The organism is Stenotrophomonas sp. HMWF003 (genome assembly GCF_003061285.1).
Taxonomy (GTDB): Bacteria; Pseudomonadota; Gammaproteobacteria; order Xanthomonadales; family Xanthomonadaceae; genus Stenotrophomonas; species Stenotrophomonas maltophilia_AP.
On sequence record NZ_QAIW01000326.1, the window covers coordinates 11,161 to 12,407 of the forward strand.

2 protein-coding genes are annotated in these 1,247 nt (G+C 70.6%); both read right to left on the reverse strand.

Going from position 1 to position 1,247, the window contains the following annotated elements; genetic code table 11:
- Nucleotides 1-575 (reverse strand): cytochrome c biogenesis protein CcdA (locus tag DBR34_RS23050; RefSeq protein WP_308812540.1); only part of this gene is annotated, 575 nt, incomplete at its 3' end.
- Between the two features lie 35 nt (nucleotides 576-610).
- Nucleotides 611-1,117 (reverse strand): peptide-methionine (R)-S-oxide reductase MsrB, encoded by a 507-nt coding sequence (msrB, locus tag DBR34_RS13215; protein ID WP_128097129.1) that lies wholly within the window; start codon nucleotides 1,115-1,117, stop codon nucleotides 611-613.
- Between the last annotated feature and the right edge of the window lie 130 nt (nucleotides 1,118-1,247).

The window sequence follows — 1,247 nt, forward strand, 5'->3', positions numbered from 1 at the left end:
AGGCGCTGCTTGAGCGCGGCGAACACGCGCCCGCCGATCCAGATCGCCAGCGCCAGCGACGTGGCCGCGCCGAGCGCATAGGCCAGCAGCAGCCCGCTGGTGCCGACGCTGGCGCCGTTGAGCGCCGCGCCGGTGAGGATCAGTCCCAGGATCGGCCCGGCGCACGGTGCCCAGAGCAGGCCGGTGGCAATGCCGATCAGCAGCGAAGTGCCAACCCCGCCGCGCCCGGCATCACTGGCGGCATCGGCCGACGCGCTGAGCCGCGCGCCCAGCCGCTGGAACGGCGACAGCAGGCGGTTGGCCAGCGACGGCCACAGCAGCGCCAGCGCGAACAGCGCCATCACCACCAGCGCGATCCAGCGCCCGATCTGGTTGGCCTGGGCCACCCACTGGCTGCCCACCGCGGCCAGGCTGGCCACCACTGCGAACATCAGCGTCATGCCCACCAGCAGCGGCAGGCCGCTGCGCAGGAACGGGCGGTCCGAACGCGCGAACACGAACGGCAGCACCGGCAGGATGCACGGGCTGAGGATGGTCAATACGCCGCCTAGGTAGGCCAGGACAAGCAGGAACATGGTCAGATCCTTCCAGGATGCAGGGGGAGCGGCGCTCAGGCCGCGGTGAAGCTCATCGCCACGCCGTTCATGCAGTAGCGCAGGCCGGTGGGGCGTGGACCGTCATCGAATACATGGCCCAGGTGGCCACCGCAGCGCCGGCAGTGCGCCTCGATGCGGATCATGCCCAGCGTGGTGTCACGGTCCTCTTCCACCGCGCCATGCAGCGGCGCCCAGAAGCTGGGCCAGCCGGTGCCGCTGTCGAACTTGGTGGACGAGGAGAACAGCGGCAGCGCGCAGCCGGCGCAGTTGAAGGTGCCGCGCCGGTGCTCCTTGTTGAGCGGACTGCTGTAGGGCCGCTCGGTGCTCTGGCGGCGCAGCACGGCGTAGGCGGCCGGGCTGAGCTGTTCGCGCCACTGCGCGTCGGTGCGCATCACCTCGAAACGCCGCGCGGGGGCGGCCGGTGCGGCCGGTGCCGGGCCACTGCAGGCAGTCAGGCCGAACAGGCCGGCGGCGGCCGTCATGGCGCCCATGCCAAGCACATTGCGACGGGTGTAACGCATGGCCGATCTCCTGGGAGGGAAACGATGCGGCCATGCTGCGCCCGGGCCGGTCAACGAATCCTCACGCAGGGTTAAATTTTCCGTGACACATCCGGGGCCGTATCGGCCGACAATGCAGCCTGTTCCCCCT